Consider the following 26,066-nt stretch of genomic DNA (forward strand, 5'->3'; position numbering starts at 1 on the left):
CTACCTCTTGATCAGTTGTGCGAGTTCTTCGGCGACCAGCGCGCGCAACTCCGCACGCAGTGCGTCCAGGCTCAGGTCGGTCGAGTGTGCGGGGGTGGACCGGCGTGGTGCCGTTCTCATCTGCGAGGGCACACCGTGACGGTCATTGGAGGCCCGCGGATACTCCGGCACCGGTCCGGCCGGTGAATGCCACGGATTGATGCCGGCGAAGTTGCCCATGGGCACGGCGGCGTCGCCGTTGTAGGCGATGCGCGCCCAGTTGATCAGGTTCTGCGGTTGCAGGTTCTCTCCGATCGAACTGCGTCCGACGAAGCCGGTACCGATCGTCATCGACGGCGCCAGGTTGGTATCCAGCCCCGAGCTGCCGGTCGAGTTGCCGACATTGACCGACACTCGGAGAACTGGCACCTGAGCCGCGAAATCAGTGATGACGGCCGGGCTTTCGCTGTGGATCGCCGCCGAGTGACCGGCACCGCCGATCCGCACCACGGCGCGTGCGGCACGGACACCCCGCGCGGCGTCGGCGGCGGTGGTCATGCCGAGCACCGGGGACAGCTTCTCGTGAGCCAGCATCTCCTCGGCGATCACGTCGGTGAACGGCGCGATCAGCACCCGGGTCTTGGGGGTGACCCGCAGTCCGGCCTGCCCGGCGATCCAGGCGGCGTCGCGGCCCACCACATCGGTGTTGAGGTGCCCGTCGGCGAACATGTAGGCCCGTAGGCGGCGTGCGCCGTCCTCGTCGAGGATGTGCGCGCCGGCGCGGGTCAGCGCACCGCTGAGCTTGCCCGCGATCGCGTCCTCGGCGATCAGGACAGACTCGTTGGTGCACAGCACCGAGTTGTCGAAGGCCTTGCTGTCCACGATCCGTTCGGCCGCGGCGTTGATGTCGGCGCTGGCGTCGACGAACACTGGCACATTGCCCGGGCCCACGCCCAGCGCCGGGTTGCCGGATGAGTACGCGGCCCGCACGACGCCGGTGCCGCCGGTGGCGACGATGACGTCGGTGCGCTCGTCAGCCATCAGTGCCTGCACCAGCGGGATCGACGGTTCCTCGATCACCTGCACGACACCGTCCGGCGCCCCGGCCGCCACCGCGGCCTCGGCCAGCAGCCGGGCCGCATCGGCCGAGCACTGCTTGGCTCGCGGGTGCGGTGCGACGACGACGGCGTTTCTCGTCATCAGCGCCAGGATCACCTTGAAGTACACCGTGGCAACGGGATTGGTGGTCGGCGTCAGTGCCAGCACCACGCCCGCGGGCCGCGGCAGCTCGACGATCTTGCGTGCTTCGTCGACGCGGGGCGAAACATAGTCGTCACCTCGGTAGTAGTCGACGATGCCACGCGAGCAGGCCCGGTTCTTGGTGACCTTGTCGGCCACCACGCCCATTCCGGTCTCGGCCACGGCTTCTGCGGCGAACCGTTCGGACGCGGCGTAGGCGGCGTCGGCCACCGCGTCGACGATCGCCGACACCGCGGCTCCGTCATAGTCGGAGTACGCACTCGCGGCCCAGCGGGCCCGCTCCAGCATGTGGCCGGCTTGTGCGGTACTGGTCATGATGCTTTACGTCCTCTCACGACGGTCTCGGCCCTGGCCACGGCGACGGCGAGGCGGTCCAGGACGTCCTCGCAGAGCTCGCGCGAGAGCAGCAGACCTGGTTTGAACTGCAGGACACGGGGATCCAGCGTGGAGAAGATCGCCCACACGCCGTTCTCGTAGAGCTCGCGCATCACGAACTTGGCGCCCTCGGGGTGGTCGAACTCCAGACCGATCACCACACCGTTCTGCCGGATGCCGACGAACCAGTCCGGATGGTCGGCCTGGATGCGCTGCAGCCCTTGGTCGAAGATGTCGGCGATGTAGTGCACCATCGATCGCACCTCGGGGCGGGTGGAGATTTCGAGCGTCTTCAGCGCGGCGACACAGCCCAGCTCGGCGCCGCCGAAAGTGGAGATGTGGCCGAAGCCGTCCTCGTCGAGCCACTTCGCGGCGCGATCACTGAGCAGGGCCGCGGTGATCGGGTACATGCCACCGGACAGGCCCTTTCCGGTCACCAGGATGTCGGGCTCGATGCCGTGTTTGGTGATGCACCACAGCTCACCGGTTCGCATCAGCCCGGTCTGCACCTCATCGGCGATGTAGAGGGTCCCGTGCTTCTCGGTGATGGCCTTGACGGCCTCGAGGTATCCCGGTGCGGGCAGCGGGAATCCGTACGTGGCCGGGATGGTCTCCATGATGACCGCGGCGACGTCACCGGGGGCGAGGACCTTCTCCATCGCCTCGATGTCGTTGAACGGAACCTGGAGGAACTCGTCGGGCTGGTCGGCCAGGAAGAACTTGGCGAACCGGTCGTCGCCGGTGGCCACCGCCAGTCCGGTGTGGCCGTGGTAGGCCTTGACGATCGAGACGATCTTGCGGCGCTTGGTGGCGTGACGGGCGCTTTTGAGCGCGATGTCGATCGCCTCACCGCCCCCGGACCCGTACGCCACCTTCGTGATCGAGGCCGGTGCGGTCTCGACCAGTCGCTGTGCCAGGGCAGTGCGGGCCACCGACGGGAAGTGGTGGTTGCCGACGTCGAAGTGCGCCATGCCCTCGGTAATCGCCTGCATCACTTCAGGGTTGCGATGCCCGAGGTTGTAGGTGCCGCCGTTGAGATGCAGATCGATCAGGCGACGGCCGCCCATGTCCCACAGGAAATATCCCTCGCGACGGTCGATCACCAGATCGACACCGGTATCAGTCCAGAACTGTGTCTTGTCTGGATTCCAGAACGTCTTCGCCTTGTCCAGCACTTCGGCTTTGGACTCGAACGTGAACGTGCCGTAGTCGTACATGCGGCTCCCTCTCCAGCTATCCGGTAGCTGTGATGGGCCTCACCGTAAACGGTCGCAACCATTTGTGTCAATGGTTGCGGAAAGTGCTTGCCAATCGATTTTGGTAGTGCCAATATACGTAGGGCCCGGATGTGGTCCAGCCCACATCGGGTGTCCCACTGTTACCTGGAAGGTATCCCGCTAGATGACCGATCAAGCTGTCGCCGGGACTGAAGACACAGCTCACGACGTCCAGAGACTGAAACGCAACGCCGTCGGCACCGTCGGCGTCATCTTCATGGCGGTGGCCACCGCCGCCCCGATCACAGCAATGGTCGGCAACGTCCCAATCGCAGTCGGCTTCGGAAATGGTTCGCACGCGCCGGCCGGCTACATCGTGGCAACCGTCGTCCTCGGCCTCTTCGCCGTGGGCTACGCGACCATGGCCAAGCACATCACCACCACAGGAGCTTTCTACGGCTATATCTCCCACGGACTGGGCCGGGTGGTCGGCATGGCCAGCGGCGGTCTGATCACCATGGCGTACGTGGTGTTCGAGGCTTCCCTGATCGGGATCTTCTCGTTCTTCTTCCAGAACTTCATGCAATCCCAGCTGGGGATCCACGTTCACTGGATCATCCCGGCGCTGCTGATGCTGGCGGTCAACGCGATCCTGACCTACTTCGACGTCAACCTGACCGCCAAGGTGCTCGGCGTGTTCCTGGTGACCGAGATCGTCATGCTCGCACTGGGAGCGCTGGCGGTGCTGGTCAAGGGCGGAGGTCCGCAGGGCTTTGCTGTCGCCGATACCCTCAACCCCATCGGCGCCTTCACGCCGGCAGCCGGAATCGCCGGTGCCAGTGCCGGTTTGGGGCTGTTCTTCGCGTTCTGGTCATGGGTCGGCTTCGAATCGACCGCAATGTACGGCGAAGAGTCGCGCAACCCGAAGAAGATCATCCCCCGGGCCACCATGCTCAGCGTGCTCGGTGTCGGCCTGTTCTACGTTTTCGTGTCCTGGATGGCGATCGCAGGCACCGGCCCGCAGCACGCCGTAGAACTCGCGCAGGATTCCGCGACGTCCTCGGAGATCTTCTTCGCCCCGGTGCGCAGCACCTACGGCGAGTGGGCGATCACGGTGTTCAACGTCCTGCTGGTCACCGGATCCTTCGCCTGCGGCATGGCGTTCCACAACTGCGCCTCGCGCTACCTGTACGCGCTGGGCCGCGAAGGCCTTTCCAAGGGACTGCAGAAGACCATCGGCGCAACGCATCCCACGCACGGGTCGCCCTACATCGCCTCGTTCGTCCAGAGCGCCGTTTCCTTGGTGATCATCCTCGCCTTCCTGTTCGCCGGGATGGACCCGTACGTGCACATGTACACACTGCTGGCGATCCTGGGCACCATGGCGATCCTGATCGTGCAGTCGCTGTGCGCCTTCTCGGTGATCAGCTACTTCCACATCCGCAAGAACCATCCCGTCTCCAAGCACTGGTTCAAGACACTGATCGCCCCGGGCCTCGGCGGGATCGGCATGCTTTATGTCGTATACCTGCTGTGGGAGCACAAGGATGCGGCGGCGGGCACTGCCTCGGGGACCCTGCTGTTCAAGCTGACGCCCTGGATCGTGGTGGGCATCTTCGTCCTCGGCGCGGGTATGGCCACCTACTTCAAGCTGCGCGATCCGCGTCGCTACGAGTTGATCGGCCGGATCGTGTTCGAGGACAACGTTGTTCGAGACTAGATGGACTCGTTCGAACGCGTGTTGCTGAAGTTCGTCCTCGCGTGGGCTCCCTATGGGGGACCACGCGAGGACGACGTCTGGCTGGAGTTCGGCATGACCGCCGAGCAGTTGTGTGTCCGTTTCGCCAGGATCGTCGCTGGTCAGATCCCGAAGGCCAGGGCACTTTCGGCAGCCGACCGCTGCCTGTTGGAACGTGCCTGCCGATACCTACGGCACCAGCGTGAATCAGGCAAACGCCGCGCGTAGCCGCGCCAGTTGGCTGGCCATGAAGGCCTGGGCCACCGGAGTTTTCGCCGCGATCTGGTCGAAACCGTGGAACGCCCCGTACACCTGTTCCACCTGGCAGTCGACCCCGGCGGCGCGCAGGCGCTCGGCGTAAGCCATGTCCTCGTCGTGGAAAAGGTCCAGGGTTCCCACCCCGATCCAGGCCGGGGGAAGACCGGCCAGATCCTCGCGACGGCCCGGCACCGCAACGGTGGGATCGGCACCACCCAGGTAGGCCGACCAGCCGAATCTGTTGCTGCCCTGGGTCCACAGCCGATGGCCCGGATTCTCCAACTCCGGTCCCACCGAGCGGTCGTCGAGCATTGGGTAGATCAGTATCTGAGCGGCAAGGGACACCTCGCCGCGGTCACGGGCGAGCAGGGCCAGCGCGGCAGCCAACCCGCCGCCGGCGCTGGCGCCGGCCACCGCGACGCGCGCGGAATCGACAGCGGGCAGTGCGGCCAACCATTTCAGCGCCGCGTAGCAGTCCTCCAGACCGGCCGGGTATGGGTTCTGCGGAGCCAGCCGGTACTTGACCGCGGCCACCGTGGCGCCGAGCTCCCTGGCGAAGCGCCGGCACTGGGCATCGTCCTGCGCCGGGCTGCCCAGCACATAACCGCCGCCGTGGATCCACAGCAGGGCCGGCGTCGGTTCGGCGACGCCGGCGGGCCGGTACAGCCGCACCCCGACCCCTGAGCTGAGGGTGAGCACTTCGACATCCTTGGGTGTCTGCCGGTTCTGCAGCACGGTGAGTCGTTGCAGCAGCGGCAGAGAACGCCTGGTCACCAGCTGTCGCGGGAGGAAGCGGGCGATGCGTTCGAGGTCGGGATGAAACGCGGGCCGGGCGTCTGTGTTCGCAGTCACAATTACCGTTCTACCGGGTGTCCTCGACGCCATGTCGAGCAGGCCCTCCGTCGTCCGTGCGTGCGGTTTCCCGCCAGGGTCGTGCATCGCGTGGCACCGAGACCCGCAGGCCGAAACCGGCGCGCCGTGGCGTGTCAGGGCTTGTTCAGCACGATGAACAACGAGGCGATCAGGGCATCGTGGGTCACGATGTAGTTGGTGAGGATCAGCTCCCCGGGCAGGTTCGTCTTGTCGTAGTCGCCGTCGTAGCGGGCCCGCAGCACCGTCACCCCGGACCGCTGGACCGTCTCGACGACCTGCATCGTGACCCGATCGCCGACGATCTCGTCGTGCACCCAGGTCCGGATGGCGTCTGGAGTGGTGAACTCACGCTGATTGTCGTGGACCAGTGCATCCGGGGTGAGGGTGGCCAAGACCGCGTCGACGTCGAAAGCGTTGACGGCATCGACGTACCTGCGCACCGCCGCGGGCATTTCACACTTCTGCTGAATGGACATGCCGACAGGGTCGACCGTTCGCTGACTGGAGGGTCAAGGCCAGGCGCAATCTTGAGTCTCCCCTTGGGGGAGCGGCCACACTGATCCGGTGACCATCGATCTGGTGCGGACGTCGTGGTCGACGGCGGCACGGTCCCGACGGTGTAAGCCGTCGATCCCGTCGTCCGTGCGTGCGGCTTTCCACGCCAGGGTCGTGCATCGCGTGGAGCTGCGACCGGCAGGTAGAAACCGGCCCCCCGCGAGATACCGACCTACTTCAGCAGCGGGTCGCGGGGCAGGCCCAGGATGCGCTCGGCGATGGTGTTGCGGGTGATCTCCGATGTCCCGCCGGCGATGGTCATCGCCCGGTTGCCCAGGTATGCCCGCGTCAGCTTCGGCGTCTGGCCCGTCACCCCGGCCGAGCCGACCAGAGCCATGCCCAGCTCAGTCAGATGCTGTGAGTGCTCGGCCACCAGCAGCTTGGTGACGTTGCCCTCGGGGCCCGGCTCGGCTCCGGCGATGGCCCGGCTGACCCGGCGCAGGTTGAGCAGCCGCAGCGTGTGGCCGACGGCGATCACCTCACCGGCGCGTCGCACGTAGCGGGCCCCGTCGGGATCCGCATCGATCAGGGCCACCAGCTCGTCGGCGTCGAATCCGGTCGGTGCGGCCGAACCGCCGCCGATCGAGATGCGCTCGTTGCCCAGCGTGGCCCGCGCCACCAGCCAGCCCTTGTTCACATCGCCCACCACATCGGCGTCGGGGACGAACACGTCATCGAAGAAAACCTCGTTGAAGTGCGCGTCGCCGGTCAGGCCGCGCAGCGGATTCACCGTCACCCCAGGGGCTTTCATATCGATCGCCATCATGGTGACGCCGGCGTGCTTGGGCGCGTCAGGGTCGGTGCGCACGGTGGCCAGGCCCCACTGGCAGTGCTGGGCCAAGCTGGTCCACACTTTCTGCCCGGTGACTCGCCAGCCGCCGTCGACCTTCTTGGCGGCGGTACGCACCGCGGCGGCGTCCGAACCCGCGCCCGGCTCGGAGAACAGCTGGCACCACATGACCTGTCCGCGCAGCACCGGTAGGACCCACCGCTCGCGCTGGTCATCGGTGCCGGCTTGGGCGATGGTCAGGGTCACCCAGCCGGTGATGCCCATGTCGGCGCGCTCGATATCGGTGAACTCCTCTTCGATTACCAACTGCTCCAACACATTCGCAGCGCGGCCATACGGCTTGGGCCAGTGCGGCACCAGGTAGCCGGAGTCCACCAGATAGTCGCGACGCTGGTCCTCGGGCAGCGCCTGCACCGCAGATGCGGCAGCCTGCGCGTTCTGCCGGTACTGCTCGGCTTCTGCCGGCAGCGCGAAGGACGCCCCGTGCGCCTGCCCGCTGCGTTGTCCGTCGACGACGTCGATCAGCGGATCGGCACCGTCGCCGAGGACCGCGGCCAGCGTGCGGGCCCGGCGCAGGTAGAGGTGGGCGTCGTGCTCCCAGGTGAAGCCGATGCCGCCGTGCAACTGAACGTTGGTCTCGGCGTTGAACACCACGGCACGGATGGCGTGCGCGGCGGCCACCGCGGCGGCGAAGGACGCCCCGTCGAGGTTGTCGGCGCGGGCGGCATCCCACACTGCGGCGGTGGTCTGTTCGGCGTCGACGAGCATGTTGGCCGCGTGGTGTTTGACGGCCTGGAAAGTGCCGATCGTGCGGCCGAACTGTTCGCGCACCTTCGCGTATTCGACAGCCATGTCGAGTGCGGCCCAGGACACTCCCACCGCTTCGGCCGAGCCGAGGATGCGGAACACCGTGCGCGCCGCTCGCGCCGTGCCGCGCAGGATCCGGCTGTCCTCGACTGCCACGGCCCGCAGGTCCACCGCGCCGATGCTGCGCGTGGTGTCCAGGGAATCCTGTGCGGTGACGGTGATGCCGTCGGCCGCCGCGTCCAGGATCACCAGGTCGTCGCCTGCGGCCAACACGAGTAGCCCGGCATCGGGGGCCCCGATCACCGCGCGTGCCTGGCCGCCGAGCAGGCCGTCGGGGCCGACGTGCACCGAGCCGGCCAGCCCGAGGGCGGCAACCGTGGTGCCGTCGGCGAGGCCCGGAAGCAGCTCGGCGCGAAGGGTTTCCGGCGCGTAGCGGTCGATGATCACCGAGGCTGACACGGTCGGCAGGAACGGACCCGGGGACAATTCGCGGCCGGCTACCTCGGCCACCACCGCAAGCTCGGCGAGCCCGAAACCGGAACCGCCGTACTCTTCGGAGATGGCCAGCCCGTTCCAGCCGAGTTCGGCGCCGGCTGACCAGATTTCATCGGGATAGGTCCCGGCATCCGCGAGCGTGGCGCGGGCGGCCGCGCGGCTGTCGAGCCGGTTCAGCTGCCCAAGCGCCGCGTCGGCTAGGTCCTGGTGCTCTTCGGTGATGGCCAGCGCAGACTTCGTCATGATTAGCGAAGCTAACGGGGGTTTGAGGGTACGTCGACGTGATGCAGGTCACATTTTGACAGGTGTTGGACAAGTCGGCGAAGTTGTCGCCTGAGTCAATCCGTTGCGGGGTACGCTCGCGCAATGACGGCACGACCGGATAACCGGTACCCCGCACCGACGCTCGGAGATCGCGCGCGATGGTTGCTACGCGCCAATCCTGCCGACCACATGCTGGCACTTAGCTTGGCAACGGCTTCGCTACCGGTGGTGGGCAAGCACCTGGAGCCGCTGGGCGCGCTCACCGCCATGAGTGTGTGGGGGTTCCGTCACCTGCCCGATTTCCTCACGTCCTCGGCGAAGTCTTGGCTCACGCCGGACAACGGCGATTTGCGGCAGGCCGAGCGCGAGCAGACCAACGCGATCGCCCAGGACGCGCTGCGCGGCGTGGTCTCGCCTGCTGACCTGGCCGTCGACTGGCCGGGTCCGGACAGCATGCCGCCGTTGTGGCGCACGCTTGAGTACCGGCGCGATGTCTACCGGACCTCGGTACGTTACGGCGACGATCCGTCCCAGTTGCTCGACGTGTGGCGCCCCGAGCAGTTGCCGGCCCATCCCGCGCCGGTGTTGCTGTTCGTTCCCGGTGGCGCCTGGGTGCACGGCGGGCGGATCCTGCAGGGCTACGCGTTGCTGTCGCATCTGGCCCGGCAGGGCTGGGTGTGTCTGTCGATCGACTACCGGGTCGCCCCGCACCACCGCTGGCCCCGGCACATCACCGACGTCAAGGCCGCAATCGCCTGGGCGCGTGCCAATGTCGACAAGTTCGGCGGTGACCGTAACTTCGTCGCGATCGCGGGCTGCTCGGCCGGTGGTCACCTGGCCGCACTCGCCGGCCTCACCCCGAACGACCCGGACCTGCAGGGGGATCTACCCGACGGGGCGGACACCTCGGTCGACGCCGTGGTCGGAATCTACGGACGCTACGACTGGGAAGACCGCTCCACCGAGGAGCGGGTCCGATTTGTCGACTTCCTGGAACGGATTGTGGTGGGACGCAAGATCGATCGCCATCCGGAGATATTCCGGAAAGCCTCCCCGATCGCCCAGATCCACCCCGACTCGCCGCCGTTCCTGGTCGTCCACGGTACCGGTGACAGCGTCATCCCGGTGGCGCAGGCACGCAGTTTCGTCGACAAGCTCAAGGCGGTGTCACGGGCCGTCGTCGGCTACATTGAGCTGCCCGGGGCCGGGCATGCCTTCGACATGACCGACGGCGCCAGGACCGGGGCGATGGCAACGGCAGTTGGCTTGTTCCTCAACCAAATTCACCGGAATCGTGCGATGGATGAGGCCAAAGCGGTCATATAGACGTTTCCACACACCTGGGGAGGACACCGTGAAGCGGTTGAGTGGGTGGGACGCGTTCCTGCTGTATACAGAGACGCCCAACGTGCACATGCACACGTTGAAGATCGCGGTCATCGCACTTGATGACATGGGTGATCGGACGTTCGGGGTCGACGAGTTCCGTGAGGTGCTCCGCGGGCGGCTGCACAAGCTGGACCCATTCCGGTATCAGCTCGTCGACATCCCGTTCAAGTTCCATCACCCGATGTGGCGCGAGAACTGCGACGTCGACCTCGAATACCACGTGCGGCCGTGGCGGGTACGCGCCCCGGGCGGGCGGCGTGAGCTCGACGAGGCCATCGGCGAGATCGGTAGCGCCCCGTTGGATCGCAGCCGGCCGCTGTGGGAGATGTACTTGGTCGAAGGCCTGGCCAATGGGCGCATCGCGGTGGTCGGCAAGATCCACCACGCCCTCGCCGATGGGGTCGCCTCGGCAAATCTCTTGGCTCGCGGGATGGACCTGCAGGACGGACCGGAACGCGACGACGACTCGTATGCCACCGACCCCGCACCCACCAAGACTGAACTGGTGCGCTCGGCATTCGCCGACCACATGCGCCAGCTAGGCCGGTTGCCCGGCACGGTGCGGTACACGGCCAAGGGGTTCGGGCGGGTGCGGCGCAGCAGCCGCAAGCTGTCGCCCGAGCTGACCCGGCCCTTCACCCCGCCACCCAGTTTCATGAATCACATCCTCGACGAAAAGCGCCTGTTCGCCACGGCCACACTGGCATTGGCCGACGTCAAGGAGACGAGCAAGAAGCTCGGGGTGACGATCAACGATCTGGTGCTGGCCATGTCGTCGGGAGTGCTGCGCACGCTGTCACTCAAGTACGACGGAAAGGCCGACCACCCGCTGTTGGCCTCGGTGCCGATGAGTTTCGACTTCTCGCCGGATCGGATCTCCGGCAACCGGTTCAGCGGTGTGCTGGTGGCATTGCCAGTGGACGTTCCGGACACCGCGGAGCGGGTGCGGCGTGCGCACGACGCGGCCGCTCTGGCCAAGGAAAGCCATCAACTGATCGGCCCGGAACTGATCGCGCGCTGGGCCGCGTACATGCCGCCGGCTCCGGTCGAGGCGATGTTCAAATGGTTGTCGCATCAGGACGGCCAGAACAAGGTGCTCAACCTCAACATCTCGAACGTGCCGGGGCCACGGGAACGCGGCAAGGTCGGCGGCGCCACCGTCACCGAGATTTACTCGGTAGGGCCGATCACCACCGGCAGCGGGCTCAACATCACGGTGTGGAGCTATGTCGACCAGCTCAACATCTCGGTGCTGTCCGACGATGCCACGGTGGAGGATCCCCACGAGGTGACTGACGGCATGCTCGACGAGTTCCGCGAGATTCGCAGGGTGGCAGGTCTTTCGGACAAGCTCACCGTGGTCGAATCCGCGATGCCGCAGTAACTTCTGCACCGCGAGCGACTGTGTCTGCCGGCCGACACGCGGTGCAACAGTGACAGTTTCTGCACGCGCGCGTCGCCGCGGATCGGCCCGGGTTACGCTCCGTTGCGTGGCAGATAGAGACGTCGCCGACTATGTCGTCGTCGGTGCGGGTTCGGCCGGATCGATCGTGGCATCACGGCTGGCGTCGTCAGGTGCCGATGTGGTGCTGATCGAAGCCGGCGGCACCGAGCATCGGCCCGACGTCCGCGTGCCCACCGGGATAGCCTCGCTCTACCTGACCGCGAACTGGAAACACCAGTGCGCACCCGATCCCAGCAAAGGCGACGTCGCCGAGCAATTCCCCGGCGGCCGGATCATCGGCGGCAGCGGATCGATCAACGCCATGGTCTACGTGCGCGGACGCGCCGCAGATTACGACGGGTGGTCCGCGGCCGGATGCCCAGGATGGTCGTTCGACCAGGTTCTGCCGCATTTCAAGGCGATCGAGAACTGGGTCGGTGGTGGCGACGCGTATCGCGGTGACGCCGGTCCGATTCCGGTGTCGTGGTGTGGGCACCACCACGAGGTCGACGACGCGTTCATCACCGCGGCAACGGAGGCCGGACACGAACGCAACCCGGACCAGAACGGTCGGTCGCAACTAGGTGTTTCTCGAACCCAGGTCAGCCAGCGCCGAGGACTGCGGGTCTCGTCGGCGCACGGCTTCCTGCGATCGCTACCGCGAGGTCAACGGCCTCGGGTGCTGGCCAGGACGACAGCGTCGAGGGTCCTGATCGAGAACGGTCGGGCCGTCAGCGTTGAGTGCCGGGGACGCAAACTTCTTGCGCGCCAGGAAGTTATCTTGAGCGCCGGGGCCATCGGCTCACCGGCCTTGCTGTTGCGCTCGGGAATCGGACCGTCGGGCGCCACACTCGCCCTCCCTGGTGTCGGCGAGAACTTCCAAGATCATCTGGTCGGCACCCAATTCTGGGAATCGAGGGTGCCCACCGCGAACACGCTCGGCCCGGTCGGTGCGCTCAAGGGCATTCGTTCCTTGTTGACCCACGGCACCGGAATCCTCACGATGTCGCCGTTCGAAGCCCAGATCTTCACCGAGGAATTCCAAATCGCGGTCAGCCCCATACATTACGAGCTCAACGCCAGCACGGGCCGGACGGAGATCGAGCGGGTCAACGGGTTCACGGTGTTCACCGTGCTGATGCATCCGCAAACTCGGGGTCGGGTCGGGCTGCGCGACGGAAAGGCCCGGATCGCATTGAAGCGTCTGGGTGACAGCGACGATGTTGACCGGCTGCGCAAGGGGATGAGCCTCGCCCGGGACGTCATCGACGGCTCCGAGGCGATGCGTGGCATTGCCGGCGCATACCTGAACCGCGGCGAACAGGATCACGCCTGGCTGGCCCGTCGGGAGACCAGCATCGGCCATGCCGTCGGAACCTGCCGAATGGGTACCGATGACATGGCGGTCGTGGACCCGGAACTGCGCGTGCACGGCATCGACGGACTCCGCGTCATCGACGCATCAGTCATGCCGACCTTGACTTCGGGTAACACCAACGCACCCACCATGATGATCGCCCACCGCGCAGCCGACTTTGTTCTGGGCGGCACGTGACTAGCGACCACTTCCGGCGTGCGCCGGCGCGGAGGCGACGAGAAACTCTGCAAGTTTGGCGCTGGCGGGCCCGAGCCGTGCCTGTTCGGCCGAGGCGAGGTAGATATCCCACATGATCGCCGGTCGTATGTCGATCGCACGTAGGTCCGGATAATGGGCTGCTTCGCTGGCGGGCATGACGATGGTGCCGAGCCCGTGTGTGACCAGGCGACCGGCGATCGAGTACTCAAGGGCCACCTCGTGCGAGACTCGCGCCGTCACGCCGGCGGCCGCGAATGCGGCATCGACGAGACGTCTGAGCCCGAACTCGGGCGGGAAGCCGATCAGATCCTCATCGCAGAGTTCGGTGACCTCGACGGCGGTGCGGTGGGCAAGCGGATGATCGGGGCGGCAGACGAACACCATCGGCTCCGAGCACAACAACTGCATCTGAACGCGCGCGGGGAACCGGTCGGGGGCTGACACCAGGGCCAGGTCGAGGGATCCGTCGGTGATCGCCGAAAGGTAGGCGATCGAGCCGATTTGGCTCTGCCGCAGCCGGATGCGGACAAACGGGTAGTCGCGGTGGAAATCGCCGAGCACCATCGGTACGTCGAGGGTGCCGAAGGAGATGAGTGACCCGAGATCGACCGTTCCGGTCAGCTCCCCGTGATAGGCGCTGACCGCATCCTTGGCCAGTCGCGCGGTCTGGACCACCTGGCGGGCGTGCTCGCGGAACAACTCTCCCGCAGGCGTGATTCTGATCTGGTGTTTGGACCGGTCGAACAGTTCCACGCCGAGTTCCTTCTCCAGTTTCGACACTGCCGTGGACAAGGCTGACTGGACAACATGGGTCTGGTGTGCGGCCCGGGAGAAGCTCATCTCACTGGCGACCGCGATGAAGTACTCGAGCTGGCGGAGTTCCATGACCTCAGTATCGCGTTTCGCGATAGAAACGATCAACATTGTTCGTTGGACTTGATGAAGCGGCATTGGTCTGATGGAAGGGCAACGGTTCGAACGAAGGAAGTGCACGATGCTGGCTGCCGGCAATGTCACGGTCACCGATTTGCTGTGCGTCACCCCGCCACGGATTCCCGATGGCGCGCATGCGATGACACAGATCATCGAGATCCCGCCGGCCGACCCGGGAGTGCAGCCGCACCGCCACTCCGGGCCGGTCTTCGGGTATGTGCTGGAAGGATCGATCCTGTTCGAGCTGGAAGGCGAGGCGCCCAGGAAAATCATTGCGGGCGAAGCCTTCTGGGAGCCCGGTGGAGATGTGGTCCACTATCAGGTCGCAAATCTGGAGCAAGACCGGCGCAGCGTGTTCGTGGCGGTCTGCATCTGTGCGCCGGGTGTCGACATGATCACCATGCTGGATCCCGACGAGATCAAGGCCCGCGACCATCTGCGCCATCCGGAAGCGCGCCACATCAGGAACGGTTAACCGAGAAACGAGGAAACGACCGTGAAAGCAATCATCACCGGCGACCGCGCAGCGGGCGCCGCCGGACTGTCGCTGTCCGAGATGCCGTACCCGCACGCCGCCGAGAATGACGTCATCGTCGCGGTGCACGCGGCCGCGTTCACGCCCGGCGAGCTGGACTGGCCGGGAACCTGGGTCGATCGTGCCGGGCGGGACCGGGCACCGGCCGTCCCAGGTCACGAGGTCTCGGGCATCGTCGCCGAACTGGGCTACGGGACAACGGGCCTGACAATCGGCCAGCGTGTCTTCGGGCCCACCGACTGGGCCCGCAACGGTACCCTCGCCGAGTATGTCGCGGTCGAGGCGCGAAACCTTGTGCCGCTGTCGGCCGATGTCGACCACACTGTTGCGGCGGCACTTCCGATTTCGGGCCTGACAGCCTGGCAGGGTCTGTTCGACCATGCGCGTCTCGCGGCGGGGCAGTCGGTGTTGATCCACGGTGTGGCAGGCGCTGTCGGATCGGTCGCGGCGCAGCTGGCACACGAATGCGGAGCCCGGGTGATCGGTACCGGCCGAGCAGCGCAGCGGGAGGCCGCGCTCGATCTGGGTGCCGATGCGTTCGTGCAGCTGGAAGGCGCGTGGGCCGAGGCCGTCGGTCAGGTCGATGTGGTGTTCGACGTGATCGGCGGTGAGATTCTGGATCGCTCAGCGCAATTGGTGCGCGCAGGCGGAACCCTGGTCACCATCGCGGAGCCACCGCGAGTTCAGCCGGCCGATGCGCGTGCGGTGTTCTTCGTCGTCGAGCCTGACCGGGCACAACTCGCGACGTTGGAGCGCAAACTCCGCAGCGGCAGCCTGCGGACGACTGTCGGCGCGGTACTTCCGCTCGCGGATGCGGTGTCGGCATTCGACCCGGTGAACCGGGTCGCCGGTAAGACGATCATCAGAGTCGTCGACAGCGACTGACGTGTGTCTACTGGATCGGTTCGTCTCCCAGCACTGTGGTGCGCAGCATGTGCCGCGGAGAGTTGGGCTCGTAGGGCGCGGCTCGGTGCAGGACGCCCTGGTTGTCCCAGATGACGGTGTCACCGACGGACCACTTGTGGCTGTAGACCTTGTCCGGTGTGGTGGCGCGCGCGAGAAGTTCGGCGAGCAGCGCGCGACCCTCGTCACGATCCATGCCGACGATGTAGTCGGCGGAGGCGCCCAGTACCAACGACTTTCGCCCGTTGCGGTGGGTCCACACCAGGGGGTTCTCATGGGTCGGCCGGGCCTTCCAGCGGGCCAGCTGATCGGACGTCGGGTCCGGGTAGACGCGGCGCTGCGACGCTTCGAGGGAGTGGACCACCCGTAGCGTGCCGTAGCGCTCCTTGTCGGCCTCGTCGAGCGAGTCGTAGGCGGCGTAGGTGTTGGCGAACTCGGTTTCGCCACCACGGGCGGCGACCTCGAGGGCGGACAGCACCGTAGCCTTCTGCGGGCATTCGTCGTGCATGGGCGTGCAACCGTCGATATGCCAGTCGAAGGTGGCCTTCAGGTACTCGGCGGCCTTGTTCTTCGTCTTGTCCAGGGTGATCGGGTAGATGCCCGAGACCGGGTGATGGCCGTCGGCCGATCGGTCGATCTCACCCAGTCGCTGTGAGAAAGCCACTTGGGCTTCAGGATTCAAGTGCAGGCCGTGGAATACCAATACGCCGTTGTCTTCGAGGGCATCGAGGACAGCGGCCGCCAGACTGTCGTCGGCGCCCAGGCGTTCCGGGTCGACGCCGACAACCTCGGCGCCCACCGACGTCGTCAACTTGTTGATGGTCAGCACACTCATCGGTGCGTCCTTTCGGTGGTCAGGTGCGGTTACGGCCGTGGTTCTCCGGTGCGGATCATCACGGCGTCCGCGGAGTCAGTCGGGGCCGGTTGGTGCATGATCTCGACCGACATCGCGACCATGATCAATGAATAGATCAGGTGCAACAGATTGAGCGCATCATCGGGAATGTCGTCGAGCGGAAACTTGTCGCAGTACTCGATCGCATCCTCGACGCGGGGGAAGAAGGCTTCGTAGAACTCGTGCATCTCCGGCATGGTGCTGGCCAGGCGGCGCTCCCAGCGCTCGGTCTCGGTTGGCAGACACCATATTTCGGCGTAAGGCTCCAGCTCGGCGAAGGCGCTGGGCAGTCGGGACGAGGCCATCGTCACACCCCTGCCGGTGTGCGGTCGCGCTGATATTCCCCGACCCAGTCGACCGCCGTCTTGTGCAGGTGCCGCACCAGGATCTCCTGATCGTTGAGCGGATACTCGCCGACGACGTCGTACTCGAGCGCGGCCTGGGTGCCGCCGAGCATGCCGGCGTCCTGCAGGGCGAATTCCTTGAGCACCACCGCGGCCACCTCGTGCTCGATGCGCTCGCGCACGGTGCGGGCCTGGTGGAAATAGGTGAATGCCTCGAACCGGTGCGTGTTGTGTGAAGTCGGCCAGTAGCGATAGAGCAGGTACCAGCCGCCGTAGATCAGGATTTCAAGGTTGGGGAAGATCTGGAAGTTGCTGATGCCCCACGGATCGATGTTGCCCGGGTTGAGCCCGTGCATCGGGAGCGCACCGATATCCGGCGTCCGCCACGGACCCACCAAGCCGCTTTGGGTGGCCCGCTCGATCGGGTACATGTACTCCGGCGCCAGCAGCCAGCGCCGGGTGCCTGCGGTCGAGACCAGCCGGTGCGGTCCGTCGAGTTGAAAGTGTCCACATGTGAAGCCGGCGTTGGGGTCTCGTACCTCGGGCGGCACCTGCTGGGTGTGCAGCGAGGGCACGTGGTAGTACTCCTGGAAGGCGTCGGCGAAGATCTTCCAGTTGCTGTTGTTGTGCGCGACCCAGTCATACCGCTCGGTGAGCTTGCCGAAGGGGTAGTCGTCGAGTGCCGTGACCATGGGCCCGAGGAAGTCGCGCAGGCTCTGGCGCGGCTCGCGGTCGAAGTTGACGAAAACGAAGCCGGCCCATACATCACAATGCACCTCGACCAGGCCGTAGTCGGCGGTGTCGAGCCCGGTGAAGCGGTCCGCATCGGGCAGCGCGATCAGCCGGCCGTCGAGGGCGTACCGCCATCCGCAGTGCCGGCACTCGAACTCGCTTCCCGTGCTGCGTAGTTCGGTGGCACGGAAATCTGGCTGCACCAAGGTATGCCCGCGCCGGCGGCACACGTTGTGGTAGGCGCGGATGGCGCCGTCATGGTCTTTCACCAGCAGCAGCGAGGCGTCGGCGGCCTCGACCTGGCGAGTGATGTAGCTGCCGGTGTCGGGAGTTTCCTCGACCCGGCTGATGTTGAGCCACGCCCGTTTGAAGATCGCCTCCCGTTCCAGGGCATAGAAGTCTTCAGAGATGGAGTCGCGAAACGGGATCGGGGCGGTGCCCAGATCGGGGTAGTGCTCGGTCCAGGATCCCTCTGCCGGTTTGGGCCACTTGGTTGCCATGAGAACCTCCGTGTGACTAGTGGGTGTGGGGACTGCTCGTGGAGCGGGACATCGCTACATCACCGCGCCGCCGTTGACCCCGAGGGTCTGCCCGGTGATGAAGCCGGCCTCGTCGGAGCACAGGAAGCCCACGGCGGCAGCGATATCCGCTCCGGTACCGAGGCGGCCGAGCGGGATGTTGGCGGCGATGGTCTCGTTGGGCGGCAGGTGTCCGGCCGCTTGGGATTGGTGCTGCATCGGGGTCTCGATGCCCGACGGGGGAATGTTGTTGACAGTGATGCCATGCGCGGCGTATTCGCGGGCCAGTGATTTCGTCAAGGTCAGCAACGCGCCCTTGGAGGCGGCATAGTGCGCCGCGAACGGAGTGCCGCGCTGGGCGCTCGACGACGAGATCATCACGATGCGGCCCCATCCGGCGTCGACCATGTCGGGGAGGGCGACCTGGCAGCAGCGGAACGTCCCGCTCAGGTTGACATCGATCATCTGCGCCCAGGACTGTTCGGTGATGTCGGCGAACGAGGCGTATCCGAACATGCCGGCACTGGTCACCAGGATGCCGACCGGCCCGAGTTCACCGCGGATTTTGCCGAAGGCCTCTTCCACCGCGGTGCGGTCGGTGATGTCGGCGCCGACCGCGAAGGCGGTGACGCCGGCTGACCGCAGGTCATCGGTCACTCGTTGTGCCGCATCGGCGTTCACGTCGAGCACGGCGATCTGGTGGCCGCGCCGGCCCAACTCGTGGCACGTCGCTTCTCCCATGCCCGATGCCCCGCCGGTCACCACGGCGACTCTGCTCATTCGTACACCACCTTTACTGTGCGGCTGGTTGGCAGTGCCTGGCACGTCACCACCCACCCCTCGGCGACTTCGTCGTCGTCGAGGGCATCGTTGTTCAGCATGCGAGCGCTGCCCTCGACCACCTGAGCCATACATGTTCCACACGAACCGGTTTCGCACGATGACGGCGCTTTCAAGCCGGCCAGCCGGGCGGTCTGCAGCAGCGTGTTGCCGGCGCGGTAGGGCGCGGTGACGGTACTGCGGCCGAGTTCGATGGTGACCTCTTCGGTGACGGCGGCTTCGTCTGGATCGGCCGCCGGGATCGCGGCCACGGTGAAACGTTCCAGGTGTATCTGCTGCTTGGGGATCCCGGCGTCGAGCAGGGCCTGTTCCACGGTGTCCATGAACGGGGCAGGGCCGCAGACATAGAAGTCGGCGGTGCTGCAGTCCTTGACGAAGTCCGCGATGGCCTGGGAGGAGACGACGCCGTCGAGTTCGTCGAGATGGTGGTGCACCTCGAGGCGGCCGCTGTGGCCTTCGGTGAGGTCCGCCAGCGCGTCCCGGAAGATCACCGATTCGAGATTGCGGTTGGCGTAGAACATCCGGGCCTTGCGGCTGGTGGTGGCCAGCGTCGAATGGACCAACGAGAGCACCGGTGTGATACCGCTGCCGCCGGCGAAGGTGACGATGTCCCGGTCGGCGTCGGTGAGGACGAAGCGACCTTCGGGTGCCGCGGTGTAGATGAGGTCGCCGGCGCGCACGGTGTCGTTGATCCAGTTGGAGACCAGGCCGTCGCGATCGCGTTTCACGGTGATCCGCAGATCGGTCCCGCTGTGCGGGGAGGAGGACATCGAATAGCACCGGCGATGTTCTGCACCGTCGATCGTCACCCGCAGGGTGACGAACTGGCCCGCCTGATAACCGAACCTGTCCATGCTCGCCTCGGGGATGTCGAGCACGAGCGACACCGCGTCGGCGGTCTCCCGGATGACGTGCTTGACCCGCAGCGGGGTGAAGCCGTCGGCATCGGGCGTAGCGGCGGCCGCCTTGGTGGGTGTCGTCATCGTCTCCATTGCGGGCAACATTATCAAGTACTTGTCATTAATCTCAAGTGGTAGATATCGACGGCGGTACGGGGGACAAGGCCAACTCCGGCAGAGGCGCGCAGACCGGACGTCGAAGCCGCCATATCGCCTGGTCGGCGAACTCGATTACCCATCGGTAACCCCTAGCCTCTAGGCTGCGCACTGGCCCTCGCGGTGGCCGGGATTGCACCGCTCCAACGTTGCACCCACCCGAGGACACCTTGATGGCGATCGCCGATGTTCCCGCCTACCTGCACCTGAGCAGTGAGGACGTCGAAGAGATCGCCTATGAACTCGACGTGATCCGCCGAGACGTCGAGGAGTCGCTCGGGGCGAAGGATGCGGCCTACATCCGGCGGGTGATCCATTTCCAGCGGGGGCTCGAGGTCGCGGCGCGACTGATGATCGCCGGCAGCCGGTCGACGACCGGTTGGTTGGTGGGAACGTGCGCGCTGGCGTACTCGAAGTCCGTCGAGAACATGGAGCTCGGCCACAACATCTCCCATGGCCAGTGGGATTGGATGAACGATCCCGAAATCCACTCCAACACGTGGGAGTGGGACATGGTCGGACATTCCGCGCAGTGGCGGTACTCGCACAACTATCGGCATCACGTCTACAGCAATGTCCTCGGCATGGACGAGGACATCGGCTACCGCCTGCATCGGGTCACCACCGACCAGCCGTGGCGCTGGGTCCACCTGGCGACTCCGGTACGAAACCTGGTGCTGGCAGCGATGTTCGAGTGGGGCATCGCCCTGCATGGCCTGCACTCCGAGCGGCTGCGGCACGAGACGCCAGAGGGCCTGGCCGTGGAGAAGCGGAACTTTCGCGACAAGATCGTTCGGCAGCTCGCCAAGGATTATGTGTTCCTGCCCGCCCTGAGCCTGCGCAGGTGGCGTCGGACCCTGGCGGCCAACGTCACCGCGAATGTGCTCCGGAACCTATGGGTGTACGTGAACATCATCTGTGGGCACATCCCCGACGGCGCCGAGACATTCGACCCGGCGGTGGTCGAAGACGAGACCAAAGGCGAGTGGTATCTCCGGCAAATGCTCGGGACGGCAAACTTCAACGCGGGCCCGCTGCTGGCGATCTCGGGCGGTCACCTGTGCTACCAGATCGAGCATCATCTGTTCCCCGACCTGCCGAGCAACCGCCTCCCCGAGGTCAGCGTTCGCGTACGGGAACTGTGCGAGAAGTACGACCTGCCTTACAACACGGCATCGCTTCCGCGCCAGTACTTCCGGACGCAACGGATCATCCACGGGTTGGCGTTCCCCGACTGGCTGCTGAGCATCGGCCGGCGACGCCGCAATTAGGCCCGGCCGCCCCCACCGGGAGACGTCATGGGTCGATGTGGTCGGAGTGCGGTGTGTGACCCGTTCCCTGCTCGATCACCCGGCGCAGCAGGGCGCGCAGCTGCTCCTGTTCCTGATCACTGAGGACACCGAACACCCGATCATGGGCGGCGACCGCATCGGCCACCACCGCCGATGCCACCGCGCGGCCTTCATCGGTCAGGAAGACCTGCAGGATCCGACCGTGCTGGGGATCCTGCTTGCGCTCGATCAACCCACGCTTCTCCAGCGCGGTGAGCGCCAGTTGCACACCTTGCGGGGTGATCAGCAGACGACGGGCCAGCTCCGCACCGGACAGACCGGGTTGGTTGCTCAACTGACGCAGCACACCGATCTGGGCAGTGGTGACACCGTGCTCTTTCACCGATTCGTTGACTTCGGTGAGCGAGAAGTAGAAGGCCTGCTTGAGCCACCACAGGGTGTTCTCGTTCAGATCCATCCTCGTCTCCTGCCACACGCGCCGACTCGACGCTAGCGCACCGCGGCCGGTTCGCGGCACTCACCTGGCCCGCAGGTCACGGGCCTTTGTAGACCACTCCGTCCTTCATCACGAACCGGACATCGAGCATCGTCGCGATGTCGGTGCTCGGATCACCCGCGACGGCGATGACGTCGGCCAGATATCCAGGGGTGAGCTGACCCAGCTCGTCAGCCGCGTCCACGAGATCCGCCGACACCGTCGTCGGGGCCTGCAAGGCCTGCATCGGGGTCATGCCGCGTTCGACGAGCGCGCACAACTCCTTGGCGTTGTCGCCGTGTGGAACCGCGGGCGCATCGGTGCCGCACGCGATGCGTACGCCGGCCGCAATGGCCTTGGGCAGCATGGCTTTCGCCCGGGGGAACACCTCGAGTGCCTTCTTGCGCAGCTCGGGCGCGATGCGGTCGATGGCCATCGCGTCGGTCAGATACGTGGTGGATACCAGGAAGGTGCCGTGGTCGGCCATCATCTGGATCGTCTCGTCGCTGGCCAGGAAGCCGTGTTCGATGCAGTCGATGCCGGCCCGGATGCATGCCTGGACGGCGGTGTCCCCGACCGCGTGCGCGGCCACCTTGACCCCGGCGCGGTGCGCCTCGTCGGCGATGGCAGCGAACTCGGCATCGGAGTATTGCTGGGCACCGGGCGCGGTGCTGTGCGACATCACACCACCGGAGGCCGACACCTTGATGAGCTTGGCGCCGTGGCGAATCTGATAGCGCACACACGCGATGACGTCCGGCACTCCGTTGGCGATGCCCTCGGCGATCGACAGCGGCATGATCCCGGGGGCCAGCCGTTGGAAGACCGTGGGGTCGAGATGTCCGCCGTACGGCGTGACTGCGTGTCCCGCCGGGTAGATGCGGGGGCCGATATGCCAGCCCTGGTCGATGGCCCGCTGCAGCGCGACGTCGAGCAGGTAGCCGCCGGTCTTGACCATCAGGCCAAGGTTGCGGACGGTGGTGAACCCAGCCTCCAGCGTGGTGCGCGCGTTCACCGCGCCGCGCAGCGTGCGGTAGGCGGGATCGTCCTGCACGCCGTGCATCGGCGTCGGTAGTCCACCCGGGTTTCCCGGCCCGCCGATCAGCAGGTTGAGCTCCATGTCCATCAACCCGGGCAGCAGGGTGGCGTCACCCAGGTCGATGACCGTGGCCGAATCCGGCAGTGGCCCTTCGGGATTGATGGCCGTGATCCGGTTTCCCTCGATGACGAGAACGGCCGGAGACCGGACCTCGCCGGCGGTCACGTCCACCCAACGGGCGGCACGCAGGACCGTAGTGGGGTTCGCTACCGGCGTCACGGCACCGGCTCGGCGACGCAGTCCAGCGACGTGGCACCGGAATCGGGTACCCGCGGCTGCTTCCAGCACTCGACCGGGAAGGACACCGTCACCATCGAATACAGCAGGTGCATCAGGTTGAGGACATCCTCGGGCATGTCATCGAGGCTGAATTTGTCGCAGAAGCTGATCGCTTCCTCGGCCCGCGGCGTGATCGCGTCGTAGAACGCCTGCATCTCGGTCATGGTGGAACCCAACCGCTTGGCGTAGCGCTGCGGCTCACTGGACAGGCACCAGTCCGAAAACCGTTCCAGATCGGCGAATTCGGCCGGGAGTTTGATGCTCATCAGTTCACACTCCTGCGGTGTTGCGCTGGTAGTCCTCGATCCAGGATGCGGTCTCCTTGTGCAGGTGCCGCAGCAGGATCTCCTGATCGCAGAGCAGGAACTCGTCGACCACTCGAGTCTCGATGGAGGTCTGCGTCGCTTCCAGCGTGTTGGCATCCTGCAGGCCGTACTCCTTGAAGGACACGGCGGCCAGTTCCTGGGCCAACCGCTCCCGTGGGGTGCGCGGCTGCGGAAAATACAGCGTGCACTCAAACGTGTGGGTGTTGAACGAGGTCGGCCAGTAGTGATACGTCAGATACCAGCCCTGGCCCCAGAACAACATGACGAAGTTGGGGAACAGTTGGAAGGAGTCCAACCCCCACGGATCGCACTTGGCGGGGTTGAGGCCGGCCGGCATCTCGCCGAGGTCCGGTTTGTCCCACGGGCCGAAAAGCCCGCTCTGACAGATGTCTTCCATGGGCTTGCGCATCTCGTCGGGCATTTCCCAGGCCCGCACCCCGGAAGTGCTCACCAATCGGTGCGGTCCTTCGATCCGGTAGTGCGGTGCCTCGAATCCCGACTCGGCGGCGGCCTTCGAATAGGCGGTCGGTGACTGGTTCGCGTGCAGGATGGGTGCGTGGTAGAACTCCTGGAAGGCATCCATGTAGAGCTTCCAATTCGCTTTCACCTCAGAGCGATAGGTGAATCGCGAGGTCATCTTGTCGAACGGGTAGCCCTCCAGGCCGGTGATCATCGGGCCGAGGAACTCGCGCAGTGACTGCTCGGGTGTTTTGGCGAAGTTGACGAAGATGAACCCTTCCCACACCTCGCAGTGCACCGGCACCAGGCCGTAGCGGCTCTTGTCGAGGTCGAAGAACTCGGCTTCCTGTTGAACGAAGGTCAGCTCGCCGTCCAGGTCGTAGCGCCAAGCGTGGTATTTGCAGGTGAACTGCCGGCATACCCCGCTGGTCTCCTCCAGCGGCATGTCGTCCCACACCAGCTTGTTGCCCCGGTGGCGACAGACGTTGTGGAAGGCCTTGACCTCGCCCGACTTGCCGCGGACCACGATGATGGAGGTGTTGGCGGCCTTCATCTCCCGGGTGAAGTAGCTGCCTTTACGCGGAAGCTGTTCCACCCGGCCCACATTCAGCCAGGCACGCTTGAAGATCGCCTTGCGTTCCAGTTCATAGATCTCGGGACTGATCGAGTCTTCATACGACACCGGGCCGGTGCCCAACTCGGGGTAGTGCTGAGTCCAGCTGCCTTCAGCCGGCTTGGGAAACCGAGCCATGCCCGCTCCTCTGCGATGTGATTCGGCCGGCGGTGCACACGATGGGCTGCGGCTGCCGGCCAGGGCTTCAAATCGACCGTAGACGCCGGTTCCGTCAATGACAAGTAGTTGATACTCTGGGCTGGACTGAGGCGGGAGGATCCGAATGGATCAGCATCTTGGGGAGTTCCTCGGAGTCGAGGCGGACTGGTCGTCCAGTGGCGACCCTGCCGAAACGATCGAGGTCATCTCACCGCACACCGAGCAGCCCATCGCTCGAGTGGTGGCGAGCCGGCCGGCCGATGTGGATGCCGCGGTCTCGGCCGCGCGCACGGCGATCGACCAGGGCCCGTGGCCCCGGCTCGACCCGGCCGAGCGCATCGCGGCGGTACGTCGTCTCGCCGAGCTGTACACACAGCGACGAAGCGAGATGGCGCAGTTGATCTCGGCGCAGATCGGCGCGCCGATCAGTTTCGCCGAGCGCGCACAGGTCGGGTTGCCGACGATGATGATGTCGGCGTTCTGTGATCTCGCCGAAAACTACCCGTGGCACGAGGCCCGGCGCGGCTTCTTCGGTTCGGACGTCCGTATCAGCAAGAGTCCGGTCGGTGTCGTCGCAGCCGTCGTGCCCTGGAACATGCCGCAGTTCCTGATCGTCACCAAGCTGGTGCCCGCGCTGCTGGCAGGCTGTGCGGTGGTACTCAAACCGGCGCCGGAATCACCGTTGGACGCACTGTTTCTGGCGGAGATACTCAAGGAGGTCGGCCTGCCGGACGGCGTCGTCACCGTCGTACCGGGGGATGCCGGCGCCGGCGCGCACCTGGTGGGCCACCCCGGCGTCGACAAGGTCTCCTTCACCGGCTCCAGCGCTGCAGGCCGGGCTGTGGCCGCCGCGGCGGCAGCCAACCTGACCAAGGTGAGCCTGGAGCTGGGCGGCAAGTCGGCGGCGATCGTGCTCGACGACGCCGACCCGGAAACCGTTGCGGCCGGGGTCCGTTCGGCCAGCCTGTCCAACAGCGGGCAGATCTGCAATGCACTGACCCGGATCCTGGTACCGGCTTCGCGTGAGCACGAGTTCGTGGACGCGTTGGCGGCCCGGATGGGTGCGATCGTCGTCGGGGATCCCGCCGACCCGGCGACCGAGCTGGGACCGCTCGTGTCGCGGCGGCAGCAGCAGCGCGTCCGCGACTACATCGATCTCGGCCGGCGTGAGGGGGCCAGGCTGGTCTGTGGGGGGACGGAGATGCCCGACGGCCTCGACACCGGCTGGTACGTGCGGCCGACCCTGTTTGCCAGGGCTGACAACGCGATGCGCATCGCTCGTGAGGAGATCTTCGGACCGGTACTCACCGTGATCAGCTATCGCGATGAGGACGACGCCATCGCGATCGCCAACGACTCCGACTACGGGCTGGCCGGCTCGGTATGGACGGCGGACACCGACCGCGGGATAAGCGTCGCCGAACGTGTACAAACCGGCACTTTCGGGGTAAACCAGGGGTACACAATGGATCCGTTTGCACCGTTCGGCGGCATCAAGGACAGCGGATATGGCCGGGAACTCGGCCGCGAAGGACTCGACGGCTACCTCGAGACCAAATCCATTGCCGTCGCAACCGCACGTTGAGGGG

General features: G+C 65.9%; 24 protein-coding genes. 9 read left to right on the plus strand and 15 right to left on the minus strand.

All coding sequences use genetic code 11. The features are described from left to right. Positions 1 to 1,554, minus strand: a complete 1,554-nt coding sequence (locus BKG60_RS10165) for an aldehyde dehydrogenase family protein (RefSeq protein ID WP_070945454.1) — start codon at positions 1,552 to 1,554, stop codon at positions 1 to 3. After that, the gene (locus BKG60_RS10170; RefSeq protein WP_070945453.1) at positions 1,551 to 2,831 is read right to left on the minus strand and encodes a class-III pyridoxal-phosphate-dependent aminotransferase; all 1,281 of its coding nucleotides are present in this window, start codon (positions 2,829 to 2,831) and stop codon (positions 1,551 to 1,553) included. Before BKG60_RS10170 ends, BKG60_RS10165 begins: the two co-directional genes overlap by 4 nt. Before the next feature lie 184 nt (positions 2,832 to 3,015). Here BKG60_RS10170 and BKG60_RS10175 point away from each other — a divergent pair, with 184 nt between their 5' ends. Both BKG60_RS10175 and BKG60_RS10180 read left to right on the plus strand, forming a co-directional pair. Next, positions 3,016 to 4,551: an APC family permease gene (locus BKG60_RS10175; RefSeq protein WP_070945452.1), complete on the plus strand. Its 1,536-nt coding sequence runs from the start codon at positions 3,016 to 3,018 to the stop codon at positions 4,549 to 4,551. Beyond that, positions 4,552 to 4,797, plus strand: a complete 246-nt coding sequence (locus tag BKG60_RS10180; RefSeq protein WP_070185787.1) for a hypothetical protein — start codon at positions 4,552 to 4,554, stop codon at positions 4,795 to 4,797. Here BKG60_RS10180 and BKG60_RS10185 read toward each other — a convergent pair. The 3 genes from BKG60_RS10185 to BKG60_RS10195 all read right to left on the minus strand — a co-directional run bounded on the left by BKG60_RS10185 (position 4,777) and on the right by BKG60_RS10195 (position 8,590). Continuing rightward, positions 4,777 to 5,679 carry an alpha/beta hydrolase gene (locus tag BKG60_RS10185; protein ID WP_070945451.1) on the minus strand — a complete coding sequence of 301 codons (903 nt, stop codon included), beginning with the start codon at positions 5,677 to 5,679 and terminating at the stop codon, positions 4,777 to 4,779. The two genes, BKG60_RS10180 and BKG60_RS10185, sit on opposite strands and share 21 nt — an antisense overlap. A gap of 134 nt (positions 5,680 to 5,813) precedes the next feature. Next, a complete protein-coding gene (locus tag BKG60_RS10190; RefSeq protein WP_070945450.1) occupies positions 5,814 to 6,176 on the minus strand; it encodes a nuclear transport factor 2 family protein in 363 nt (120 codons plus the stop codon). Positions 6,177 to 6,427: 251 nt separating this feature from the next. Then, positions 6,428 to 8,590, minus strand: a complete 2,163-nt coding sequence (locus BKG60_RS10195; protein ID WP_070945449.1) for an acyl-CoA dehydrogenase family protein — start codon at positions 8,588 to 8,590, stop codon at positions 6,428 to 6,430. A 123-nt stretch (positions 8,591 to 8,713) separates the two neighbouring features. Between BKG60_RS10195 and BKG60_RS10200 the strand changes: the two genes are divergently transcribed. The 3 genes from BKG60_RS10200 (at position 8,714) to BKG60_RS10210 (ending at position 12,999) form a co-directional block, all read left to right on the plus strand. Beyond that, positions 8,714 to 9,937, plus strand: coding sequence for an alpha/beta hydrolase (locus BKG60_RS10200; protein ID WP_070945448.1), 1,224 nt, complete (start codon positions 8,714 to 8,716; stop codon positions 9,935 to 9,937). A 28-nt stretch (positions 9,938 to 9,965) separates the two neighbouring features. Continuing rightward, the gene (locus tag BKG60_RS10205) at positions 9,966 to 11,384 is read left to right on the plus strand and encodes a WS/DGAT/MGAT family O-acyltransferase (RefSeq protein ID WP_070945447.1); all 1,419 of its coding nucleotides are present in this window, start codon (positions 9,966 to 9,968) and stop codon (positions 11,382 to 11,384) included. Positions 11,385 to 11,490: 106 nt separating this feature from the next. Next, positions 11,491 to 12,999 carry a GMC family oxidoreductase gene (locus BKG60_RS10210; RefSeq protein ID WP_070945446.1) on the plus strand — a complete coding sequence of 503 codons (1,509 nt, stop codon included), beginning with the start codon at positions 11,491 to 11,493 and terminating at the stop codon, positions 12,997 to 12,999. Here BKG60_RS10210 and BKG60_RS10215 read toward each other — a convergent pair whose 3' ends face one another. Continuing rightward, positions 13,000 to 13,905: a LysR family transcriptional regulator gene (locus BKG60_RS10215; RefSeq protein WP_070945445.1), complete on the minus strand. Its 906-nt coding sequence runs from the start codon at positions 13,903 to 13,905 to the stop codon at positions 13,000 to 13,002. A gap of 109 nt (positions 13,906 to 14,014) precedes the next feature. Between BKG60_RS10215 and BKG60_RS10220 the strand changes: the two genes are divergently transcribed. Together BKG60_RS10220 and BKG60_RS10225 are read left to right on the plus strand one after the other, a co-directional pair. Further along, the gene (locus tag BKG60_RS10220) at positions 14,015 to 14,428 is read left to right on the plus strand and encodes a cupin domain-containing protein (RefSeq protein ID WP_070945444.1); all 414 of its coding nucleotides are present in this window, start codon (positions 14,015 to 14,017) and stop codon (positions 14,426 to 14,428) included. Positions 14,429 to 14,449: 21 nt separating this feature from the next. After that, positions 14,450 to 15,373, plus strand: coding sequence for an NADP-dependent oxidoreductase (locus BKG60_RS10225; RefSeq protein WP_070945443.1), 924 nt, complete (start codon positions 14,450 to 14,452; stop codon positions 15,371 to 15,373). A gap of 7 nt (positions 15,374 to 15,380) precedes the next feature. On the opposite strand, the gene BKG60_RS10230 is transcribed toward BKG60_RS10225, so the two are convergent. Genes BKG60_RS10230 through BKG60_RS10250 form a run of 5 tightly spaced genes read right to left on the minus strand, consistent with a single transcriptional unit; the run spans position 15,381 to position 19,712 of the window. Beyond that, on the minus strand, positions 15,381 to 16,226 hold the full coding sequence (locus tag BKG60_RS10230) for a TauD/TfdA dioxygenase family protein (protein ID WP_070185795.1): 846 nt from the start codon (positions 16,224 to 16,226) through the stop codon (positions 15,381 to 15,383). Positions 16,227 to 16,255: 29 nt separating this feature from the next. Next, entirely contained in the window at positions 16,256 to 16,591 is a 336-nt protein-coding gene (locus BKG60_RS10235; protein WP_070185796.1) for a hypothetical protein, read from the minus strand. 2 nt (positions 16,592 to 16,593) lie between these two features. Further along, positions 16,594 to 17,862: an aromatic ring-hydroxylating oxygenase subunit alpha gene (locus BKG60_RS10240; RefSeq protein ID WP_070945442.1), complete on the minus strand. Its 1,269-nt coding sequence runs from the start codon at positions 17,860 to 17,862 to the stop codon at positions 16,594 to 16,596. A gap of 54 nt (positions 17,863 to 17,916) precedes the next feature. After that, positions 17,917 to 18,660, minus strand: a complete 744-nt coding sequence (locus BKG60_RS10245) for an SDR family NAD(P)-dependent oxidoreductase (protein ID WP_070945441.1) — start codon at positions 18,658 to 18,660, stop codon at positions 17,917 to 17,919. Then, positions 18,657 to 19,712, minus strand: coding sequence for a ferredoxin--NADP reductase (locus BKG60_RS10250; protein WP_070945440.1), 1,056 nt, complete (start codon positions 19,710 to 19,712; stop codon positions 18,657 to 18,659). The genes BKG60_RS10245 and BKG60_RS10250 overlap by 4 nt, the downstream gene beginning before the upstream one ends. Before the next feature lie 236 nt (positions 19,713 to 19,948). Between BKG60_RS10250 and BKG60_RS10255 the strand changes: the two genes are divergently transcribed. Next, positions 19,949 to 21,046, plus strand: a complete 1,098-nt coding sequence (locus BKG60_RS10255; RefSeq protein ID WP_070945439.1) for a fatty acid desaturase family protein — start codon at positions 19,949 to 19,951, stop codon at positions 21,044 to 21,046. Positions 21,047 to 21,071: 25 nt separating this feature from the next. On the opposite strand, the gene BKG60_RS10260 is transcribed toward BKG60_RS10255, so the two are convergent. The 4 genes from BKG60_RS10260 to BKG60_RS10275 all read right to left on the minus strand — a co-directional run bounded on the left by BKG60_RS10260 (position 21,072) and on the right by BKG60_RS10275 (position 24,456). Continuing rightward, positions 21,072 to 21,524 carry a MarR family winged helix-turn-helix transcriptional regulator gene (locus BKG60_RS10260; protein WP_070185801.1) on the minus strand — a complete coding sequence of 151 codons (453 nt, stop codon included), beginning with the start codon at positions 21,522 to 21,524 and terminating at the stop codon, positions 21,072 to 21,074. A 76-nt stretch (positions 21,525 to 21,600) separates the two neighbouring features. After that, positions 21,601 to 22,860, minus strand: a complete 1,260-nt coding sequence (locus BKG60_RS10265) for a metal-dependent hydrolase family protein (RefSeq protein ID WP_070945438.1) — start codon at positions 22,858 to 22,860, stop codon at positions 21,601 to 21,603. Beyond that, positions 22,857 to 23,186, minus strand: coding sequence for a hypothetical protein (locus tag BKG60_RS10270; RefSeq protein WP_070185803.1), 330 nt, complete (start codon positions 23,184 to 23,186; stop codon positions 22,857 to 22,859). Before BKG60_RS10270 ends, BKG60_RS10265 begins: the two co-directional genes overlap by 4 nt. 4 nt (positions 23,187 to 23,190) lie before the next feature. Further along, positions 23,191 to 24,456, minus strand: coding sequence for an aromatic ring-hydroxylating oxygenase subunit alpha (locus tag BKG60_RS10275; RefSeq protein ID WP_070185804.1), 1,266 nt, complete (start codon positions 24,454 to 24,456; stop codon positions 23,191 to 23,193). Positions 24,457 to 24,601: 145 nt separating this feature from the next. On the opposite strand from BKG60_RS10275, the gene BKG60_RS10280 reads away from it, so the two are divergent. Next, entirely contained in the window at positions 24,602 to 26,062 is a 1,461-nt protein-coding gene (locus BKG60_RS10280; protein WP_070185805.1) for an aldehyde dehydrogenase, read from the plus strand. Positions 26,063 to 26,066 lie beyond the last annotated feature (4 nt).

It is taken from the genome of Mycobacterium syngnathidarum (assembly GCF_001942625.1).
In the GTDB taxonomy this organism is placed as follows: Bacteria; Actinomycetota; Actinomycetes; order Mycobacteriales; family Mycobacteriaceae; genus Mycobacterium; species Mycobacterium syngnathidarum.

Bases quoted from the DNA above. Each gene is read 5' to 3' on its own strand.
- BKG60_RS10165 (WP_070945454.1), bottom strand. From the start codon at position 1,554: ATGACCAGTACCGCACAAGCCGGCCACATGCTGGAGCGGGCCCGCTGG.
- BKG60_RS10170 (WP_070945453.1), bottom strand. From the start codon at position 2,831: ATGTACGACTACGGCACGTTCACGTTCGAGTCCAAAGCCGAAGTGCTG.
- BKG60_RS10175 (WP_070945452.1), top strand. From the start codon at position 3,016: ATGACCGATCAAGCTGTCGCCGGGACTGAAGACACAGCTCACGACGTC.
- BKG60_RS10180 (WP_070185787.1), top strand. From the start codon at position 4,552: ATGGACTCGTTCGAACGCGTGTTGCTGAAGTTCGTCCTCGCGTGGGCT.
- BKG60_RS10190 (WP_070945450.1), bottom strand. From the start codon at position 6,176: ATGTCCATTCAGCAGAAGTGTGAAATGCCCGCGGCGGTGCGCAGGTAC.
- BKG60_RS10195 (WP_070945449.1), bottom strand. From the start codon at position 8,590: ATGACGAAGTCTGCGCTGGCCATCACCGAAGAGCACCAGGACCTAGCC.
- BKG60_RS10200 (WP_070945448.1), top strand. From the start codon at position 8,714: ATGACGGCACGACCGGATAACCGGTACCCCGCACCGACGCTCGGAGAT.
- BKG60_RS10215 (WP_070945445.1), bottom strand. From the start codon at position 13,905: ATGGAACTCCGCCAGCTCGAGTACTTCATCGCGGTCGCCAGTGAGATG.
- BKG60_RS10220 (WP_070945444.1), top strand. From the start codon at position 14,015: ATGCTGGCTGCCGGCAATGTCACGGTCACCGATTTGCTGTGCGTCACC.
- BKG60_RS10230 (WP_070185795.1), bottom strand. From the start codon at position 16,226: ATGAGTGTGCTGACCATCAACAAGTTGACGACGTCGGTGGGCGCCGAG.
- BKG60_RS10235 (WP_070185796.1), bottom strand. From the start codon at position 16,591: ATGGCCTCGTCCCGACTGCCCAGCGCCTTCGCCGAGCTGGAGCCTTAC.
- BKG60_RS10240 (WP_070945442.1), bottom strand. From the start codon at position 17,862: ATGGCAACCAAGTGGCCCAAACCGGCAGAGGGATCCTGGACCGAGCAC.
- BKG60_RS10245 (WP_070945441.1), bottom strand. From the start codon at position 18,660: ATGAGCAGAGTCGCCGTGGTGACCGGCGGGGCATCGGGCATGGGAGAA.
- BKG60_RS10250 (WP_070945440.1), bottom strand. From the start codon at position 19,712: ATGGAGACGATGACGACACCCACCAAGGCGGCCGCCGCTACGCCCGAT.
- BKG60_RS10255 (WP_070945439.1), top strand. From the start codon at position 19,949: ATGGCGATCGCCGATGTTCCCGCCTACCTGCACCTGAGCAGTGAGGAC.
- BKG60_RS10260 (WP_070185801.1), bottom strand. From the start codon at position 21,524: ATGGATCTGAACGAGAACACCCTGTGGTGGCTCAAGCAGGCCTTCTAC.
- BKG60_RS10270 (WP_070185803.1), bottom strand. From the start codon at position 23,186: ATGAGCATCAAACTCCCGGCCGAATTCGCCGATCTGGAACGGTTTTCG.
- BKG60_RS10275 (WP_070185804.1), bottom strand. From the start codon at position 24,456: ATGGCTCGGTTTCCCAAGCCGGCTGAAGGCAGCTGGACTCAGCACTAC.
- BKG60_RS10280 (WP_070185805.1), top strand. From the start codon at position 24,602: ATGGATCAGCATCTTGGGGAGTTCCTCGGAGTCGAGGCGGACTGGTCG.